General features: G+C 59.1%; 17 protein-coding genes. 11 read left to right on the top strand and 6 right to left on the bottom strand.

What is annotated here, in order from left to right:
• Window positions 1-107 precede the first annotated feature (107 nt).
• Window positions 108-2,108, top strand: coding sequence for a threonine--tRNA ligase (gene thrS, locus T424_RS0102465; RefSeq protein WP_027486313.1), 2,001 nt, complete (start codon window positions 108-110; stop codon window positions 2,106-2,108).
• Between the two features lie 208 nt (window positions 2,109-2,316).
• Here the strand turns inward: thrS and T424_RS0102470 are convergent, their stop codons facing one another.
• On the bottom strand, window positions 2,317-2,853 hold the full coding sequence (locus tag T424_RS0102470; protein ID WP_027486314.1) for a hypothetical protein: 537 nt from the start codon (window positions 2,851-2,853) through the stop codon (window positions 2,317-2,319).
• 255 nt (window positions 2,854-3,108) lie between these two features.
• Between T424_RS0102470 and T424_RS0102475 the strand changes: the two genes are divergently transcribed.
• The 5 genes from T424_RS0102475 (at window position 3,109) to T424_RS0102495 (ending at window position 8,159) form a co-directional block, all read left to right on the top strand.
• The gene (locus T424_RS0102475) at window positions 3,109-4,017 is read left to right on the top strand and encodes an NUDIX hydrolase (protein WP_027486315.1); all 909 of its coding nucleotides are present in this window, start codon (window positions 3,109-3,111) and stop codon (window positions 4,015-4,017) included.
• 116 nt (window positions 4,018-4,133) lie between these two features.
• The gene (nadA, locus tag T424_RS0102480) at window positions 4,134-5,099 is read left to right on the top strand and encodes a quinolinate synthase NadA (RefSeq protein WP_027486316.1); all 966 of its coding nucleotides are present in this window, start codon (window positions 4,134-4,136) and stop codon (window positions 5,097-5,099) included.
• Complete coding sequence (locus tag T424_RS0102485; protein WP_027486317.1) at window positions 5,096-6,631, top strand: L-aspartate oxidase; 1,536 nt, start codon at window positions 5,096-5,098, stop codon at window positions 6,629-6,631. The genes nadA and T424_RS0102485 overlap by 4 nt, the downstream gene beginning before the upstream one ends.
• A gap of 1 nt (window position 6,632) precedes the next feature.
• Window positions 6,633-7,487 (top strand): carboxylating nicotinate-nucleotide diphosphorylase, encoded by an 855-nt coding sequence (nadC, locus tag T424_RS0102490; RefSeq protein ID WP_027486318.1) that lies wholly within the window; start codon window positions 6,633-6,635, stop codon window positions 7,485-7,487.
• A 339-nt stretch (window positions 7,488-7,826) separates the two neighbouring features.
• Window positions 7,827-8,159: a hypothetical protein gene (locus tag T424_RS0102495; protein ID WP_027486319.1), complete on the top strand. Its 333-nt coding sequence runs from the start codon at window positions 7,827-7,829 to the stop codon at window positions 8,157-8,159.
• 31 nt (window positions 8,160-8,190) lie between these two features.
• Here the strand turns inward: T424_RS0102495 and tam are convergent, their stop codons facing one another.
• The gene (gene tam / locus T424_RS0102500) at window positions 8,191-8,961 is read right to left on the bottom strand and encodes a trans-aconitate 2-methyltransferase (protein ID WP_027486320.1); all 771 of its coding nucleotides are present in this window, start codon (window positions 8,959-8,961) and stop codon (window positions 8,191-8,193) included.
• Between the two features lie 49 nt (window positions 8,962-9,010).
• Window positions 9,011-11,314: an NADP-dependent malic enzyme gene (locus tag T424_RS0102505; protein ID WP_027486321.1), complete on the bottom strand. Its 2,304-nt coding sequence runs from the start codon at window positions 11,312-11,314 to the stop codon at window positions 9,011-9,013.
• A 291-nt stretch (window positions 11,315-11,605) separates the two neighbouring features.
• Between T424_RS0102505 and T424_RS19985 the strand changes: the two genes are divergently transcribed.
• The 5 genes from T424_RS19985 (at window position 11,606) to T424_RS0102530 (ending at window position 16,678) form a co-directional block, all read left to right on the top strand.
• The gene (locus tag T424_RS19985) at window positions 11,606-12,457 is read left to right on the top strand and encodes a UDP-2,3-diacylglucosamine diphosphatase (RefSeq protein WP_051558738.1); all 852 of its coding nucleotides are present in this window, start codon (window positions 11,606-11,608) and stop codon (window positions 12,455-12,457) included.
• A gap of 204 nt (window positions 12,458-12,661) precedes the next feature.
• Entirely contained in the window at window positions 12,662-13,783 is a 1,122-nt protein-coding gene (locus T424_RS0102515; RefSeq protein ID WP_027486322.1) for an ABC transporter permease, read from the top strand.
• 9 nt (window positions 13,784-13,792) lie between these two features.
• Window positions 13,793-14,608 (top strand): ABC transporter ATP-binding protein, encoded by an 816-nt coding sequence (locus T424_RS0102520; RefSeq protein ID WP_027486323.1) that lies wholly within the window; start codon window positions 13,793-13,795, stop codon window positions 14,606-14,608.
• Between the two features lie 10 nt (window positions 14,609-14,618).
• Window positions 14,619-15,986 carry an MCE family protein gene (locus T424_RS0102525; RefSeq protein ID WP_027486324.1) on the top strand — a complete coding sequence of 456 codons (1,368 nt, stop codon included), beginning with the start codon at window positions 14,619-14,621 and terminating at the stop codon, window positions 15,984-15,986.
• Between the two features lie 77 nt (window positions 15,987-16,063).
• Window positions 16,064-16,678, top strand: coding sequence for an ABC-type transport auxiliary lipoprotein family protein (locus tag T424_RS0102530; protein ID WP_051558739.1), 615 nt, complete (start codon window positions 16,064-16,066; stop codon window positions 16,676-16,678).
• A gap of 214 nt (window positions 16,679-16,892) precedes the next feature.
• Here T424_RS0102530 and T424_RS0102535 read toward each other — a convergent pair whose 3' ends face one another.
• The 3 genes from T424_RS0102535 to purQ all read right to left on the bottom strand — a co-directional run bounded on the left by T424_RS0102535 (window position 16,893) and on the right by purQ (window position 18,949).
• The gene (locus T424_RS0102535) at window positions 16,893-17,429 is read right to left on the bottom strand and encodes an acyloxyacyl hydrolase (protein ID WP_027486326.1); all 537 of its coding nucleotides are present in this window, start codon (window positions 17,427-17,429) and stop codon (window positions 16,893-16,895) included.
• A gap of 178 nt (window positions 17,430-17,607) precedes the next feature.
• Window positions 17,608-17,994, bottom strand: coding sequence for a hypothetical protein (locus tag T424_RS0102540; protein WP_027486327.1), 387 nt, complete (start codon window positions 17,992-17,994; stop codon window positions 17,608-17,610).
• 280 nt (window positions 17,995-18,274) lie between these two features.
• The gene (gene purQ / locus T424_RS0102545) at window positions 18,275-18,949 is read right to left on the bottom strand and encodes a phosphoribosylformylglycinamidine synthase subunit PurQ (protein WP_027486328.1); all 675 of its coding nucleotides are present in this window, start codon (window positions 18,947-18,949) and stop codon (window positions 18,275-18,277) included.
• Between the last annotated feature and the right edge of the window lie 124 nt (window positions 18,950-19,073).

A 19,073-nucleotide genomic window follows, 5' to 3' on the forward strand; every position in this document is an offset into this window, starting at 1 on the left:
CTTTACTGACAAGGCGAATTTCAGTATCCAGCGCCTTCATTCCCGGCATCTTCGCGCCGGGTCATGTCACCACCCGCATTGGTTGGCGGGACTGGAGTGGAGCTAACATGTCTGAAGCCGTTTCCCTTACATTTCCCGATGGTTCCGTGCGCAGCTTCGAGGCTGGCGCAACGGGCAAGGATGTCGCCGAATCGATTTCCAAGTCGCTGGCCAAGAAGGCCGTGGCAATCGCGCTGGATGGTGAGGTTCGCGATCTTGCCGATCCGGTCACGAGCGGGAAGATCGAAATCATTACGCGAACAGATCCGCGCGCGCTGGAACTCATTCGTCATGACTGTGCTCACGTTATGGCCGAGGCCGTGCAGGAGCTGTGGCCCGGCACGCAGGTAACGATCGGCCCGGTTATCGAAAACGGCTTCTATTACGACTTTGCCAAGGACGAACCCTTCACCCCGGACGATCTTCCGAAGATCGAAAAGAAGATGAAGGAAATCATCGGCCGCAATCAGGCTTTCCGCAAGGAGGTCTGGCCGCGCAACAAGGCCCGCGAGGTTTTCGCCGCCAAGGGTGAGGCCTACAAGGTGGAGCTGGTCGATGCCATTCCTGAAGATCAGGACCTGAAGATTTATTATCAGGGCGACTGGTTCGACCTCTGCCGTGGCCCGCACATGGCCTCGACCGGGCAGATCGGTACGGCTTTCAAGCTGATGAAGGTGGCGGGAGCCTATTGGCGTGGCGATAGCAACAACCCCATGCTGACCCGCATTTACGGCACGGCCTGGGCCGAGCAGGCCGATCTCGACCAATATCTGCATATTCTGGCCGAGGCCGAAAAGCGCGATCACCGCAAGCTTGGCCGGGAAATGGACCTGTTCCATTTTCAGGAAGAAGGCCCCGGCGTCGTATTCTGGCACGGCAAGGGCTGGCGCCTGTTCCAGACGCTGACGGCCTATATGCGCCGCCGTCTGGCTGGCACCTATCAGGAGGTCAATGCACCGCAGGTTCTGGACAAATCGCTGTGGGAAACCTCGGGTCACTGGGGCTGGTATCAGGAAAACATGTTTGCCGTGAAATCGGCCCATGCCTTTACCCATCCCGACGATGAAGAGGCCGATCAGCGTATTTTCGCCCTGAAGCCCATGAACTGCCCCGGCCACGTCCAGATCTTCAAGCATGGCTTGAAGTCTTACCGTGATATGCCTGTTCGCCTTGCGGAATTCGGGCTTGTGCATCGCTATGAGGCGTCGGGTGCGCTGCATGGTCTCATGCGCGTGCGCGGCTTTACCCAGGACGATGCCCATGTGTTCTGCACGGAAGAGCAGATGGCGGCGGAATGCCTGCGCATCAACGATCTCATCCTGTCGGTCTACGAGGATTTCGGCTTCAAGGAAGTGGTGGTGAAGCTTTCTACCCGTCCGGAGAAGCGGGTTGGCTCCGACGCTTTGTGGGATCGCGCCGAAAGCGTGATGATGGATGTGCTGAAAACCATCGAGGAACAATCGGGCGGGCGGATCAAGACCGGCGTTCTGCCGGGCGAGGGCGCCTTCTATGGTCCCAAGTTCGAATATACGCTGAAGGATGCCATCGGCCGCGAGTGGCAGTGCGGCACCACGCAGGTGGACTTCAACCTGCCGGAACGCTTCGGCGCTTTCTATATCGACCAGAACTCGGAAAAGACCCAGCCGGTGATGATCCATCGCGCAATTTGCGGCTCGATGGAGCGTTTTCTGGGTATTCTCATCGAGAATTTCGCGGGCCACATGCCCTTGTGGTTTGCGCCGCTTCAGGTGGTTGTTGCCACCATCACCTCCGATGCCGATGATTACGGGCGTGAGGTGGCCGACATGCTGCGCGAGGCGGGGCTTGAGGTGGAAACCGATTTCCGCAACGAGAAGATCAACTACAAGATCCGCGAACATTCCGTTACCAAGGTGCCGGTCATCATCGTCTGCGGGCGCAAGGAAGCAGAAGAGCGCACGGTGAATATTCGCCGTCTCGGCTCGCAGGAGCAGGTGTCGCTGTCGCTGGATGAGGCCGTATCCCGGCTTGCCGAGGAGGCCACGCCGCCGGATCTCAAGCGCAAGGCGGCCAAAAAGTCGGCCGGATAACGCTGTTGCGCTAAAAGTGGAAACTGCCCGCTGATCGTTATGCACCGGGCGGCGAGAATGCGGGGGCGGTGAAAACCGCCCCCGCTTTTTCATGGAGTTATTCAGCGTGCTGGAAAGGGCCTGACGCTATTCGATGCTTCCCGGCACTCCGGCTTCAGCTGTATTGCCGCAAAAGGCGAAGACATTTTCTCGGAAAATGCTGCCGGCATCAATCGTGGGGAACGTAGGGCAGCGAAGAATGCTGCAAGTTGATCTTCAGCTTTCCATCGGCGCCCTTGATAAAGCCCATGGTATAGTCAACCTTGGTGACAGAGCCATCCTTGGCGGTGAAGTAATAGTTGCCCATGGAAATGGCGCTGTTGCAGTCATAGGTGATGGCGTTGTTCTCGAAACGCACATTGGTATAGGGCGCAAGGGCAAAGCCCTTGTCTTCCGCCACGCTGCCCTTGACGAAGTAGGAAAGCGCTTCATCCGGCGTGTCGCGGAATTCCGGCGCAGACGCCTTGGTGGGCTTGAACAGAACCTTGCCTTCCTTGAAGCCATAGACCTCGGCAATGAACTTTTCCGCTTCTGCCTTGGGCTCCTTTGCCGCGCCGATGGCCACCAAGCCCTTGCCCCAGTTTTCCTGCGCCTGTTTTACCTCGGTTTCCGTGATGGAGGGCTTGCAGGTTGCGGCAGACGCCAGCGTCGGCACGGCAAATGCTGCGGCGGCGATAACGGCGGCGGAAAGGATCTTGTGCTTCATGGAGTCTTCCTGATGTTAAGGTTGCTTTACATTGGAATAGATCGTGTCTGTTCCTTGAGAATAAAAGATTGACAAAATGTCGCAGTATTTATTAGTAAAATATTTTTTATAAAATTATATTTTGTCGTTACTTTCTTAGTTTACTTTATTCTGTGGTGCTAATATTGATGGTGTAGACCATCGCGGAATCGCGTGTTTTTTTGTGTGGCCAATATCGGGCCGGCGGCTTATGCGCTACTATCAGGCAATGATTTGATGAATGCGGATTCGCTCTTGTATAATTCATTGGCACGTGCCGAACTGATAGCCGTCCTTACCGCCGTCACGGGCGATGAGCCGCGTGTCATGACTGTTCGTGGCGGTGAGGCGCTTCCTTCCGGTCCTTTCGAGGTGAGCCATCGCAGCCTGCAAGGCGGCCTGCGTGAGTGGATCGAACAGCAGACGGGGCATCCGGTCGGCTATCTCGAACAGCTTTACACCTTTGCGGACCGGGACCGCGCCACAGAAGGCGACAGGGCGATTTCCATCAGCTATCTGGGGCTTGTGCGCGAGCAGGCAGCGCCGGGCGCGGGGCGCCCCGGCTGGCACGGCTGGTATGGCTATTTTCCCTGGGAAGATCATCGTTCCGGTCCGCCCGCCTGTCTTGAGGCGATAACCGCCCGGTTGGGCGAATGGGCGCAGCAAGGCTCCATTCGCCGGGAACACCGCCAGAGGCGGGTGGATTTCTCCTTTGGTCTCAACGGGATGAACTGGAACGAAGACCTCGTTCTACAGCGCTATGAATTGATGTACGAGGCGGGACTGGTTTCCGAAGCCGGGGCGGAGGTCACGGCCGGACGGGCCATGTTTGCCGATCACCGCCGCATTCTCGCCACCGGAATTGCGCGCCTGCGCGCCAAAATCAAATATCGTCCGGTGGTGTTCGAGTTGATGCCGGAAAGCTTTACCCTGCTGCAATTGCAGCGCTGCGTCGAGGCGCTTGCGGGGTTGACGCTGCACAAGCCCAATTTCCGCCGTCTCATCGATCAGCAGAACCTGATCGAGGAGACAGGCGAAATGGCCAGCGAAACCGGCGGACGGCCTGCCAAGCTTTTCCGTTACCGTCATGCTGTTCTTGAGGAGCGCGCTCTTTCCGGCACCAAGCTGCCGCTATCGCGCAACTGATTCCACCTTGCGATTTCGACGCGGCCACAGACGCAACAGACGCGATTGACATAAACTCAAAACGAGAATAATGACTCCGCCCCATATACTCATTTTGAGTAGAAAGGGAGTGAGTTATGACCATCGCCATGCCCGCGCTTTATGAGCGCGTTTCACGAGTGGTGCCAAAGGCAGAATGGCTGTCTTACGAAGACGATGTTGCCGCCATTCTGGCGCTGAAGAAAAGCCGCAACGCCGTGATTCTGGCCCATAATTACCAGACGCCGGAAATCTTTCACGGCGTTGCCGATATTGTCGGTGACAGTCTGGCGCTGGCGCGCAAGGCCATGGAGGTCGAGGCCGACGTCATCGTTCTGGCAGGCGTGCATTTCATGGCGGAAACGGCCAAGCTGCTCAATCCGGAAAAAACCGTGCTGATCCCCGATATGGGGGCCGGTTGTTCGCTGGCCGATTCGATTACGCCGGAAGATATAGCCCTTCTGCGCGCAGCCCATCCCGGTGTGCCGGTCATCACCTATGTCAACACGTCGGCAGCGGTAAAGGCGGCGTCCGATATTTGCTGCACTTCCGGCAATGCGCGGCAGGTGGTGGAATCGCTCGGCGTGCCGAAGGTGCTGATGCTGCCGGATGAATATCTGGCAAAGAACGTGGCGCGGGAAACCAGTGTCGAGATTCTGGCCTGGCATGGTCATTGTGAAGTGCATGAGCTTTTCACGGCCAGCGACATTCACGAATTACGGGCGGCTCATCCCGGCATCGTGGTTCTGGCGCATCCCGAATGTCCTCCCGATGTGGTCGAGGCGGCGGATTTCGCCGGATCGACTGCGGTGATGTCGGATTATGTTGGCCGCGAAAAGCCGGGCCGCGTCGTGCTGATCACCGAATGTTCGATGAGCGACAATGTGGCCGTTCACCATCCGGATGTGGAATTCGTGCGTCCGTGCAATCTCTGCCCGCATATGAAGCGCATTTCGCTGAAGAATATTCGCGAGGCGCTGGAGCATAATCGCCATGAGGTAACTGTCGATCCGGCGATTGCCGTGGCAGCACGCCGTGCGGTGGAAAGGATGCTCGCCGTATGACCGCCTCCTTCGCCAACCCGGTTCTGGTAATCGGCAGCGGGCTTGCCGGATTGATGACGGCGCTCAGCCTTGCGCCGCTGCCTGTGCTTCTCGTAACCCGCGCGCTGGCCGGTGGCGAGAGTTCCAGCCAGTGGGCGCAGGGCGGCGTTGCCGCAGCGCTTGGCGCCGATGACGATGCGGAACGCCATGGCGAAGATACACTGGCGGCGGGCGATGGGCTTTGCGATTCGCACGCCGTGCGGGCTGTGACGGGCGCGGCACGCAGCGCCATTGAGGCGCTCCAGAGCTTTGGCGTGCGTTTCGATTTCAACCCTGATGGCACGCTGGCCGCAGGGCTTGAGGCAGCCCATAGCCGTCGCCGCATTCTGCATGTCGGCGGTGACGGGTCTGGCGCGGAGATCGTGCGCGCGCTTGTGGCGCGAGCACAGGAAACGCCCTCGATCCGCATTGTGGAAGCAAGTCTGGTGCGCCATCTGCTGACCCGGCAGGGCAGTGTGTGTGGCGCCCTCGTTACCGGGCCGCAAGGCGATGATGTGATCGCGGCAAGCCGCATCGTGCTTGCCACGGGCGGGCTTGGCGGCCTTTTCGAGGCAACCACCAATCCCTGCGGTCATCTTGGGCAGGGCGTGGCATTGGCCGCCCGCGCCGGTGCCGTGCTGGCCGATATGGAATTCGTGCAGTTTCATCCCACGGCGCTTGAAGGCCGGACCCGGCCGCTCGGCCTCATCAGCGAGGCGGTTCGCGGCGAAGGCGCAATCCTCGTCAATGAACGGGGTGAGAGGTTCATGTCGGCCTGGCCGGGAGCCGAACTGGCGGCCCGCGATGTGGTGGCCCGCGCCATCAGCGCGCAATTGCAGCGTGGAGGCAAGGTTTTTCTCGATGCCCGCGCAGCGCTCGGCCATGGTTTTGCGGCGAGATTTCCTGCCATCCATGCGCTTTGCATGGAAGCAGGGGTTGATCCGGCGGTTCAGCCGGTGCCGGTGCGGCCCGCGGCCCATTACCACATGGGTGGCGTTTTGACGGATCTGAACGGGCGCACCAGCCTTTCCGGGCTGTGGGCGGCAGGCGAGGTGGCCTGCACCGGCCTGCATGGCGCAAACCGGCTGGCCAGCAATTCGCTGCTGGAAGCTGCCGTCATGGGTGCGCGGGTTGCGGCAGATATTCGCCGGATGAGCGTGCCGGAGGTAATTTCTCCCGTACCGGTCCCAGCCTGTTGTGCGCAGGATGATGGTGCTGAGGTCCGTGCCATCACGTCAGCCCATCTTGGTGTCCTGCGGCATGAGGCTGGCTTGCGTGCGGCCGTGGAGGGCCTTTTACCGCTTGCCACTGCCGATGGGCCACAGCGGGATGCGGCAATCGTTGCCCTTTGCATGGCGGTGTTTGCCCATGAAAGGCGGGAATCGCGCGGCGCCCATGCCCGTACGGATTATCCGCTGCCACAGCCCGACGCTTCACGCCAGTTCATGAGCCTTGATGCCGTGCTGGTCCGCGCCCGCGCCATTCTTTCCCATTCTCATGCTCGGAGTGCCTGACATGTCCTCATTTAACCTGCCGCGCCTGATGGTGGAGCCTCTTGTTCGCAATGCCCTGCTGGAAGATCTCGGCCTTGCGGGCGACGTGACCTCCAATGCCGTCATTACCCCGGACCATTGCTGCAAGGTCGTCATGGCGGTTCGACAAGACGGCGTGGTTGCCGGACTGGACGTTGCAGCGCTGGCTTTTCATCTTGTCGATCCTGAAATCCGCTTCGAAGCTCATGTCAGGGATGGCGAAAAGGCTGCGGCCGGAACGGTTCTCGCAACCATGACCGGCCGCTCCCGCGCCTTGCTGACAGCAGAACGGGTGGCGCTGAATTTTCTCGGGCATCTTTCGGGCATTGCAACAATAACAGGGCAGGTGGTGCAGGCCGTGGCCCACACGAAGGCAGCGGTGGTCTGTACCCGCAAGACCACGCCCGGCCTGCGGGCGCTGGAAAAATATGCTGTCCGGATGGGCGGCGGCATGAACCACCGGTTCGCCCTTTGCGATGCCGTTCTTATCAAGGACAACCACATTGCAATTGCCGGTGGGGTGAAAGAAGCCCTGCGGCGTGCCAAGGCCAATGCGGGGCATATGCTGAAAATCGAAGTAGAGGTCGATCGCTTCGACCAATTGCGCGAAGCCATGGAAGAGGGCGCCGATGCTGTGCTTCTTGATAACATGACGCCAGCGCAACTGCGCGAGGCGGTGGATTTTATCGCGGGCAGGGCAATTGCCGAGGCATCGGGCGGCATAACGCTGGCCAATGCGGCAGCTGTGGCGGAAAGCGGCGTAGACCTGCTATCCATGGGTTGGCTGACGCATTCCGCGCCGGTGTTGGATATAGGGCTCGATTTCGAGGCGATGTGAAGACTGTGGCGGGGCTTGGCGCAGTGCGTCATGACCAGAAATGGTCGATGTGGATTGGTTCGATTTCACGTCTCATTCATGACCTCTCTCTAAAGTTCTCAACGCATTTGCGGGCTGGAAACCAGCATCCGCTCTGCCTGGAAATGCGCTGATACCAAGGGTCATTGAAAATGACTCTTGGTATTCCCTTTTCGAATGTCTCAAGCCCCGGACGCAATTGAGATATTCGAAAAATCTTCAGGGTGAGGATGCGTGAGCATCTTCGAACCTTGGTATGAATTGTGGGCGTGAGGCGAGGGGTTCCCTCGCTTTGGATTGAGATTTTTCTCGGGGGTATTCATGAAAAAACTGCTGCTGGCACTCGGGCTTTCGGCCCTGGCCACCCTTCCCGCTTCTGCCAGCGATTATGCCTTCCGGCTGCACAATCGCGCCAACGGCTACACGATCAACGGCTTTTACACCTATCAGAACGGCCGGTGGAGCGATAACTGGCTGAACAGCCGTATCCGGCCTGGCGAGGCGGTCAATATGGACTGGTTCAGCAATGAGGGCGATTGCGTCGTGCCGTTCCGGGTAAGCTGGGACGATTACGGCGCTGAAGACTTCAAGGTGGACTGGTGCAAGAACGTCAACAATATCTACATGAAAGATAAGGGTTTCACCTGGGATTAGAGCCTTTGGCTGCGGCCCGATACCCGCCTCTTCAGCCTTTCTGTGCAAGGATGAAGAGGCGGGGGAAGGGCAAAAGCACCTTGCCATCTTTCAACGGCGGATAGGCCCGCGCCAGCCGGCTGCGATAGCGGTTGAGAAAATCGGGCCGCTCCTCGTCGCAAAGCGGTTCGATAAACGGTCGCAGACCGGTACCCTTTACCCACTCGACCACCGCATCGACGCCATCCAGCGGATGATTGTAAATGGTGTGCCATATGTCCAGCCTGGCGCAATGTGGCTTGAGTGCCTCGTAATATTCCTCCGCCGTGGCCATCGGGGTGCGGGCCACCGTTTGCAGTTTTTCGGCCCACGGCTCCTGCGCGGCCACCTCGCGCATCAGCACATGCAGCGGTTCCATCAGATTGTCGGGCATCTGGATCGCCAGCACGCCGCCAGCGGCCAATGCCTTGTCGAGCAGGCTCTGCATGACCGCCATGCGATCTGGCACCCATTGAAAAACCGCATTGGAGAACAGCACGTCCACAGGCTCTTCGGGCTGCCAGTGGCTTGCATCCGCCTGATAGAAATCAATTCCGGCAAGGGTTTTGCGGGCCTTCGCCAGCATGTCGGGGGAGGTGTCGAAACCTGAAATCACCGCGTCAGGAAACCGGCTGGCCAGAAGGGCGGTGGAGTTGCCGGGACCGCAGCCGATATCGACAATACGGCCGGGGCTGGCAAGCGGGATCTGTGCCAGAAGATCGCGGGCAGGGCGGCTGCGCTCATCGTTGAACTTCAGATATTGGGCAGCCGACCAGTCATTCATGCAATGAGCCTCCAGAAAGAGCCGGGCTGACTTGCCCGGCCCGGAGGGATCATTCTGCCTGATTGGCTTCCACCACGGCAAGGGCGGCCATGTTCACGACACCGCGAGACGTCACCGAAGTGGAAAGCACATGCGCGGGCATGGCCGCACCCAGCAGGATCGGCCCCACATGCAGGGCATCCGTCATGGTGCGGACAAGGCCAAGCGAGATGTTGGCGGCATCGAGGTTGGGGAAGACCAGAAGATTGGCCTCGCCCTGCAAGGTGCTGTCCGGCATGGCGCGACGGCGAAGGGCATCGGAAAGGGCGGACCCACCCTGCATTTCGCCATCCACTTCCAGATCGGGCGCGTCCTGATGCAGGATTTCCAATGCAGCGCGCATCTTGCGTGCGCTTTCGGAATCACGCGAGCCGAAATTGGAGTGGGATAGCAGAGCAGCCTTCGGCGTAATGCCGAAGCGGCGAATGGTCTGGGCCGCCAGAATGGTCATCTCGGCGATTTCTTCGGCGGATGGATTTTCCGTTACGAAAGTATCGGTCATGAAAATGGCGCCACGCTGCGAAATCAGCAGGCTGAGGCCCGAGAAATCCCGGACGTTCGGCTTCTTGCCGATGATTTGCTGCACGTCGTGCACATGGCGGTCAAACCGGCCTTCCAGCCCGCAAATCAGCGCATCGGCTTCACTGCGTCTGACGGAAAGGGCGCCGATCACGGTGTTGTTCGTACGCACGATCGTTCGTGCCGCTTCCGGGTTGATGCCGGCGCGACCGACGAGGGCGAAGTAGTCATCCACATATTCGCGGTAGCGCGGATCGTCTTCCGGATTGACGATGGCGAAGTCCACGCCCGGACGGATACGCAGGCCGAAACGCTGCAAGCGGGTTTCGACGATCTGCGGACGGCCAATGAGGATCGGCTCGCCGATCCCGTCTTCCAGCAGGACCTGGGCGGCACGCAATACGCGCTCATCTTCGCCTTCGGCGAAGATCACCCGCTTCTTCGCCGCTGTCTTGGCGTTGGCGAAGATCGGCTTCATGATGAAGCCGGAGCGGAAGACGAAGCGGTTCAACTGGTCGAGGTAGGCGTCGTAATCGGCAATGGGCCGGCGTGCGACGCCGCTTTCCTCGGCGGCCTTGGCAACGGCGGGCGCAATGCGCAGGATAAGGCGCGGATCGAACGGCGAGGGAATGAGGTATTGCGCCCCGAACGTCGGCGTATCGCCCGTATAGGCCTTGGCGGCCACTTCCGAAACTTCCTCGCGTGCAAGTGCTGCAATGGCCTTTACGGCGGCCATTTTCATCTGCTCGTTGATGGTTGTTGCGCCGCAATCCAGCGCGCCCCGGAAGATATAGGGGAAGCACAGAACGTTATTGACCTGGTTCGGATAGTCCGAACGGCCCGTGCAGATCATCGCATCGGGGCGGGCGGTGCGCGCCTCTTCCGGCATGATTTCCGGCTTCGGATTGGCCAGCGCCATGATCAGCGGCTTTTCAGCCATCTGCGCCAGCAGTTCGGGCTTCAGCACGCCAGCGGCGGAAAGGCCGAGGAACACATCCGCGCCGCCGATGCTCTCGGCCAGCGTCCGCTTGTCGCTTTCCTGCGCGTAGATTTCCTTCCACCGGTCCATCAACTCGTTGCGGCCCTTGTAAACGAGGCCTTCGATGTCATGCACCCAGATGTTTTCGCGCCGCGCGCCCAGCTCCACCAGCAGGTTGAGGCAGGCAAGGGCCGCCGCACCGGCGCCCGAAGTGACGATCTTGACGTTGGAAATAGACTTTCCAGCCAGCTCAAGCCCGTTCAGCACCGCAGCCGCCACGATGATGGCCGTGCCGTGCTGGTCGTCGTGGAAAACCGGAATATTCATCTTGTCGCGCAATTGCTGCTCGATCTCGAAGCATTCCGGCGCCTTGATGTCTTCCAGATTGATGCCGCCGAAGGTCGGCTCCAGGGCCGAAACGGTGGAGACCATGCCATCGACGCTCAGGGCATCGACCTCGATGTCGAACACATCGATGCCGGCGAATTTCTTGAAGAGAACGGCCTTGCCTTCCATGACCGGCTTGGAGGCCAGCGGGCCGATATTGCCAAGCCCAAGGACTGCGGTGCCATTGGAAATGACGGCAACCAGATTGGAGCGGGCCGTATAATCGTCGGCGGCGGCGGGGTTGTCGCGAATGGCAAGACAGGGGGCGGCCACGCCCGGCGAATAGGCCAGCGCCAGATCGCGCTGATTGCCCAGCGGCTTGGTGGGCTGGATCTCCAGCTTACCGGGCCGCGGGTGAAGGTGATAGAACAGGGCCTGGGAATCCAGGTCGCCGGACGGTGTGGATGTCTTTGTCTTGTCTTCTGTCATCGTCTTGCCGTTTCGTTCTTTCTCTTTGGCCCCGTCATACTACAAAAGTTCCCTTGAGCCAGAAGATATTTCGGGCATCGGGTAATTGTTCCCGAGCCGAGTTGCAAGGGAAGCGGGTCGCCGGATGGCGGTGGGCGGGCGGAGACTGCCGCATCCGGTGAGCGAATTCCATAGGCGAATTTCCTGTAAAGGATGAAGAGAACCGGCGGTGTCATCATCCTGAAATACGAGTCTGGTTTTGAAAGCGCATGGGCGACGAGCGCGAAAAGGGGCAGTTGCGTGAGCGAGGCGATGGACAACCACTCCGCGGAAACGCGGCATGTAAGAACTCTCTTCATCTCCGATATTCATCTTGGCTCCAAGGCTGCCAAGACGGATTTCCTGCTGGATTTCCTGCGCATCTATGAGGCGGAAACCATCGTGCTGGTTGGCGACATCGTCGATGGCTGGAGGCTGAAGCGCAGCTGGTACTGGCCGCAGGGCTGCAATGATGTGGTGCAAAAACTGCTGCGCAAGGCGCGCAAGGGCACGCGCATTGTATATATCCCCGGAAATCACGACGAGTTTCTCCGGGATTTCCCCGGAACCCATTTCGGCGGCATAGAAGTCAAGGACCGTATCATTCACGAAGCGGCAGACGGCAAGCGTTACCTCATTCTCCATGGCGATGAATTCGATGTCGTGGTGCGCAATGCCCGCCTGCTCGCCTATCTGGGTGACTGGGCCTATGACATGGCGATCGCCATCAATGTCGGGCTATCGGCAATACGTCGCAAACTGGGTATGCCTTACTGGTCGTTTTCTGCCTGGGCAAAGCTTCAGGTCAAACATGCGGTGAATTTCATTGGCGAATTCCAGCGTGTCGTGGTGGAGGAGGCGCGCCGCGCCGATGTGGATGGCGTCATTTGCGGCCATATCCATCATGCCGTCATCGCGGAGATGGATGGAATTTCCTATATCAATACAGGCGACTGGGTGGAAAGCTGTACGGCGGTGGTGGAGCATTTCGACGGCAGTCTGGAATTGATAGAATGGGGAGAGCGTTATCAGACGCAGCCCGAAGTGAAAATGCTTGCCAGGCCCACCGTGATTCGGACCCCGCAGGAGCCGGTCATCGTCGCCGCAGAGCGCAGCATGGCCTGAAAACGGCACGGTCTTCGGCTCAGACCAGAAAAAGCCTGTGTATGACACTGTTGCCGAAGGGTTACGGAAAGCTTTTCCTGCTGCGTGTGAGTGGAATTGCGCCGTGGGCAGGATATATTCTCCTTGGCCTCGGAGAAACCCCCGATAGGCTCAATCTGTCATGGCTTTGAAAGTTTGTCCCAATTGACGTCCACGACTGCCGAAATGGCTTCGGTCGAAACCGAACCGCTGGAAGGGGATGCCGGATTAAGGCTTCGCCTTACGGGAGAATGGCGCAATGACACCATTCATGCCGTGCTGCCGCAACTGGCCGAAATAGAAGGTTCCGCTCCGGCGCGAACCGAAATCGATCTCTCCGGCCTGACCCGGCTGGATACGTCCGGCGCCTGGATCATCAGGCGGATGCAGCTTGCCGCCCGCGATGGTGGCCGCGTAACGATTTCGGGCGGCAGCGACGTCATGCGGGAGCTGATTGCCGCCTTGCCGGAACAGCCGCCGCTTCCGGAAATCAGAAAGGACACCCGGCCGCTCGCCCAGAAAATACTGGAGCCGGTGGGCAAGGGAACGATTGCCCTTTGGGACGACATCGTCGCCATGAGCTTCGTGCTTGGCTCGGCGGTGCGCGGCACCCAGTCCAAGGAAAAGCGCGGCAGCGCCTCCCTGGCCTCCATCGTCAACCAGATGGATCACATGGGTGTGCGGGCGGTGCCGATCATTACGCTCATGTCGTTTCTCATCGGCGCCATCATTGCCCAGCAGGGCGCGTTTCAGCTTCGCTATTTCGGCGCGGAAGTCTTTGTGGTCGATCTGGTCGGCATCCTGCAATTGCGCGAAATCGGCGTTTTGCTGACAGCCATCATGATTGCCGGGCGTTCCGGTTCGGCGATCACCGCCGAAATCGGCTCGATGAAGATGCGCGAGGAAATCGACGCGCTCAAGGTCATCGGCCTCAATCCCATCGGCGTTCTGGTCCTGCCGCGTCTGGTGGCGCTGGTGGTGGTGCTGCCGCTGCTGACGATCATTGCCAATTTCGCCGCGCTCTATGGCGCGGCCATCGTCTCCTGGGTCTATTCGGGCATTACATTCCAGGTTTTCCTGTCCCGCCTGCACGAGGCCGTCGATTTTTCGACGCTGATGGCGGGCATGATCAAGGCGCCCTTCATGGCCGTCATCATTGCCATCGTGGCGGCGGTGGAGGGCATGAAGGTCGGCGGCAGCGCCGAATCGCTTGGCCAGCATGTTACTGCCGCGGTGGTCAAATCCATCTTCGTCGTCATTCTCGTGGACGGGCTTTTCGCCATGTTCTACGGGGCGATCAATTTCTAGGAGATGGCGATGGCTGAAACCGGTCACGACAAAGCAGAGCGGGAGGCGGTTCTATCCGTGCGCGGCCTCACGGTCGGCTTCGGCGACAAGCTGGTTCTCGACAATCTCGATCTCGATGTCTATCGCGGCGAGGTGCTTGGCTTCATCGGCCCGTCGGGGGCGGGAAAATCCGTGCTGATGCGCACGGTGTTGCGGCTGCTCCAGCGCCGTTCCGGAACGATTCGCATTCTGGGCGCCGATTATGACAGCGTTTCAGACGCCGAGCGTGCCGCGCTGGACACGCGCCTTGGTGTTCTTTTCCAGCACGGCGCATTGTTTTCCGCGCTGACGGTGAAGGAAAACATTCAGCTTCCCATGCGCGAATATCTGAAACTTCCGCAATCTCTGATGGATGAGCTGGCTTACCTGAAGATCCAGATGGTCGGCCTCAATCCCGATGCGGGAGACAAGTACCCGTCCGAGCTTTCGGGCGGCATGATAAAGCGCGCCGGCCTTGCGCGCGCGCTTGCACTCGATCCCGATCTCGTTTTCCTCGATGAGCCGACATCCGGCCTGGACCCCATCGGTGCGGCGGAATTCGACGACCTCATTGCCAGACTGCGCGATACGCTGGGGCTGACCGTCTATATGGTCACACACGATCTCGACAGTCTGTTTTCCGTCTGCGACCGCATTGCCGTGCTGGGGCAGAAACGGGTATTGGTTGAAGGACCGCTAACCGATATGCTCGAATGCGACGACGACTGGGTTAAATCCTATTTCCGGGGAAAGCGCGCGCGCGCCATTCCAAAACAAGAACAAGCCCGCAACCTGCACCGCGACTGATTGAGAACCCATGGAAACCAAAGCAAATTATTCCATCGTCGGCTTTTTCACGATTCTCGTGATTCTCGCGGCATTCGGATTTGTCTACTGGATGGCGGAGTATGGACGCGGCGGCCCGATGGCGCAGCTGACCATCCGCATTCCCGGCTCTGCAAACGGTTTGAGCGTTGGCTCACCTGTGCGGTTCAACGGGATTCAGGTGGGGTCCGTGCTGTCGCTGAGCATCGACCGGGACGATCCGGCCTTCTCGATTGCGCAAACGGAGGTGCAGGAAGATTCCCCCGTGCGCTCCAATACCAAGGCCGTTCTGGAAATTCAGGGCCTGACCGGCGCAGCCTATATCGAGCTTTCCGGTGGCGTGGGTGGCGACAATCTCTTCGACCGCGCGCGGGAAACGGGCCGGACGGCCATGCTGACGGCCGATCAGTCGAGTGTCACCAACCTTCTTGCCACGGCAGACAAGATCATGCGTCGTGCCGATAATGCCATTTCCGACATTCAGGGCTTCGTTGCCGATGCGCGTGGCCCCCTGACCAATACGGTTCGCAATGCCGAAACCTTTTCCAAGGCGCTCGCCGACAATGCCAGCGGCATCGACACCTTCCTGAAAAGTGTGAGCGCATTGTCCGATACGGTTACGGGGCTTTCGGGGCGTCTCGATGCAACGCTTGCGGCGGCGGAAGATCTGTTGAAGGCAGTTGATCGCCAGAAGGTCAACCAGATCCTGACCAATGCCGAGACGTTTACCAATCGCATCGCCGACGCCTCCGACAAAATCGGCACGGCTATCGACAGTTTCAACGCCACTGCCCAGACCTACAATGCCTTCGGCCTGAAGGCGCAGGGCACGCTGGACAAGGTTGACCAGCTCGTCGCGACCGTCGATGGGCAGAAGGTGGCGCGTATTGTCGATGATGTTTCCGTGGCCGTCGCGGATGCGCGCAAGAGCGTTTCGGATTTCCGCTCGGTCAGCGAAAGCCTGACCAATCGCAAGCAGGACATCGATGCGGCGATCAACAATTTCACGCAATTGGCCAGCAAGCTGAACAATGCCTCCAGCCGCGTCGATGGCATTCTGGTAAAGGTCGATCAGCTTCTGGGCTCGGATGACACCAATTCGCTCTCGGCGGAGGCGCGCCGCACGCTGGTGTCGATCCGCGCGGTCGCCGATAACGTCAATCAGAAGATCGGGCCCATCGCCGATAATCTCTCGAAATTCTCATCATCCGGGCTGAAGGACATTCAGACACTGGTGAACGACACCCGCCAGACCGTGCGAAATCTGGATGACACGATCAGTAATTTCGATCGCGATCCCCAGCGCCTGATCTTCGGCGGTGACAATGTAAAGCAATATGATGGCCGGTTGCGCCGATGACCGGCATCCATAAAAACCGAAATGACGATCGGGATAACAGGGCCGGCAATCTCCGGCAGTGCGCAAGAGGGCTGACGATGGGTGCTGTAACTGTAAACGGTCTGGGCGGCTGCATGTCCAAAATTCTGGCGGGATCCTTGCTTGTCCTCGGCCTTGCGGCCTGCGGCAGTACCCCGAATGACACCTATGACCTGGCCGTGGCAACAGCCCCGCTTCAGGCAAAGGCTACGGCCCCGAAACGTCAGATTCTCGTGCAGGATCCAACCGCACTCAAGGTTCTGGACAGCGAAATGATTGTGGTGCGCGTTTCCGGCACGGAAATGCAATATCTGTCCAAGTCGCAATGGGGTGACAAGCTTCCGCGCATGGTGCAGTCCAAGCTGGTGGAATCCTTCGAAAACAGCGGAAAACTGGGTGGCGTGGGCAAGCCGGGGCAGGGGCTGGCCATCGACTATCAGTTGATCTCAGACATCAGATCCTTCGAGATCGAGGCTGGCAATGGCCGTCATGCCGTCGTGGAAATTTCGGTCAAGCTCCTGAACGATCGCAACGGCACCGTGATGGCGCAGCGCGTTTTCTCAGCCTCTGTCCCGGCCCGCAGCGGCGAAAATCAGGCCATGGTGGATGCGCTGTCGCAAGCCTTCTCCAAGGTCAGCAGCGACATTGTTGCCTGGACGCTATCGGCGATATGAGGTTTCACAGGCCCTGCGTTTATCAACCGCAGGGCACCGAACCCTCTAAATTTGCTGCGCAATTCCTGAAATAGATTTCAATATCGGGAATTGTGCAGCAGGAGTTTTGATCCTAGAGCATTTTCAGGAAAAGTGGAAACCGGTTTTCCGTCCGAAAATGCGTAAAAACAAACAGTTAGAGCCTTTCCCTGTTTCCATGAAACAGGGAAAGGCTCTAGAACCGATAACCAACCTGCAAACCGGCATGGGTCATGCCGTCATTGGGATCGCAGAGATTGGCATTGGAGGCGTGTTCGATCTGGCCAATAAGGCTCCACTTACTGTCCAGACGGTAGCCGAGAGCCGCATGTTCGCGGAAAAGCACGCGGCATCCAAGATCCGGCCCGTTGCGGCCCTTATCGTTGATGGCGCCGTCGTGAACCACGCCTCCAAAGCCCACTTCGGCAAAAATCCGGTCGGTGACATCGAATGTCCAGGCGAGGCCGCCATAGGCCTGATTGTTCATCTTGCCAAAACCTGCTTCCGCCCCGATGAAGGGGCGTGGATGCATGAGGCTTTCCATCAGACTTGGCGTATCGCCGCGGTTGAACGGATCGAAAAAGACGTTGCCTGAAAACGCCGCGCCATTTTCATCGCCTTGCACAGAGGCCATGCCACCAAAGCGCATTTCGTCGATGATATGTTCCCCGGCGAGGCTGGCATGAGATGTGGCGCCCAGGCTGAAAGCCGTCAGGATGACAAAGGCGCCCATACGAGTGGCGCCACGCCCTTTATTTTGCCCCGCGAGGATATTACCCCGAAACTTTTTGGATCGTTTCCTGATCAATGCAAATATTGGCATGGGAGCGCGCACTCGATTTTGATTCGTCGGGCCAATTCTGGGCTTGTCCCGAGGATTAGGCGAGTGGCAAAAATACGTCTCGGGGCTTTTATCGGCAGCTCGAATTGCCGGACGACCAGCGCTTCACATCGGTAGAAATACGGCTGGAGAGCGGGTCGTTCATCAACGGGCCAAAGGCTTGCAGGCGGGCAGGCTGACCTTCCGCCATGACGACCAGTTGCGGACGGATGTCAGCCGAACCCTTGCGCACCAGCAGAATGCGAGGCTGGCCGGAGAAGGAGTTCAACTCGGCATCGAGACGAAAGGCCTTGAATGCCGGGTCGCCGGATCGGACCCAGCAATTTGCGGCAGCCATGGTGATCCCTTCCATGACCTTCAGCGCGCTCACGCTTCTCTGCGGTGGTGGCGTCGTCGGTTTGCAGCCTGCCAACAGGGCAAGAGCCACCACGGAGGGGAGAAGGAGTGAGCTGCGCATTGAATGTCCCCAAGAAATCGTCATTGCAACTTTCCTTGAAGCTGTCGCGTCGTCGGGAAAGCTACGTCAAGTCGGAAGGTGAGGCCGAACCGCTTGGCCTCACGAATTGAACGGAAGCCGTGCGCCCCCGGATAAGCGCAAGCAAAGCGTGAGAGCAGGCGGCGGCCATTCACATTTTGTGCAAAGCCATGACGCCTTTGCGCACCATGTGAATGCGGCTTTTCCGATAAGGCTGGATTGTGACGGAAGCGTGTTGCGACAGGCGCTTTGGCCGTCTGCCTCAGGCGGCCGCAATCACGTTCAGCGCGGAGGCGAAAATCCCCCGGCCATCATTTCCGCCATGTGCGGCTTCGATGAGGTTTTCCGGATGCGGCATCATGCCCAGAACGTTGCCGCGCTCGTTGATAACGCCTGCAATATCGTTGATGGAGCCGTTCGGATTGGTGCCGTCAGCATAGCGGAACACCACCTGGCCATTGCCCTCGACGGCCTTCAAGGCATCGCTGTCGAGGAAATAATTGCCGTCATGGTGGGCGACGGGACTGCGGATAATCTGACCCTTTTCATAGGCGCGGGTGAAGTCCGTGTCGTCATTGACCACTTCGAGCTTCACTTCGCGGCAGACGAATTTGAGGGAGGCATTGCGCATCAGGGCGCCCGGCAGCATACCTGCCTCCAGCAGGATCTGAAAGCCGTTGCAGACGCCCAGAACCTTGACGCCCGCTTCAGCCTTGGCGCGTATGGCCTGCATGACGGGCATTCGTGCCGCAATGGCGCCGCAACGCAGATAATCGCCATAGGAAAAGCCGCCGGGAATAACGATCAGATCCACGTCGGGGATTTCCGTCTCTGTCTGCCAGACTGTAATCGGCGCATGACCGGAAATCTTGGTCAGTGCGGCAATCATGTCGCGGTCACGGTTGAGGCCCGGAAGTTGAACGACGGCGGATTTCATGGCTCTGCTGACACCTTTACTTGGAGGGTTGCGGCACGTTGCATGGATGGTGGCGGCGGGCCGGTCAGGCCCGCGTAGCCGTCAGTCTACTGGTGTCATCCTGGCCGATCATCAGGATCGCTTC

It is taken from the genome of Allorhizobium undicola ORS 992 = ATCC 700741 (genome assembly GCF_000621665.1).
GTDB classification, from domain to species: domain Bacteria; phylum Pseudomonadota; class Alphaproteobacteria; order Rhizobiales; family Rhizobiaceae; genus Allorhizobium; species Allorhizobium undicola.